The 230-nt window shown below is 66.5% G+C and carries 1 protein-coding gene; it reads right to left on the reverse strand.

Translation table 11 applies throughout. The features are described from left to right. On the reverse strand, nucleotides 1–194 hold a 194-nt coding region (locus tag AC5Y5O_RS32345), incomplete at its 3' end, for an FAD-dependent oxidoreductase (protein WP_500028788.1). Nucleotides 195–230 lie beyond the last annotated feature (36 nt).

Here is a 230-nt window from a genome sequence, read left to right on the forward strand (position 1 = left end):
TTGTGGTGGCGACCGCACACCGATGGTGGCCACTCCCACACAGCGCCCGCGACACTCGACACCGTGTCAGCGTCAAAGCGGTTGGCCGCTACGACGACTCGCCATCCTCGCCGGGCCAACACCAGTGCGGTGGTCCCTCCACTGATACCGGCCCCGATCACCAGTGCGCTCGGCTGATGTGTTCGCGCCCTCACAACCGCACCTCCCGTCGGCGCTTGTCCTTGATGGAC

It is taken from the genome of Mycobacterium sp. NGS40, from assembly GCF_059812735.1.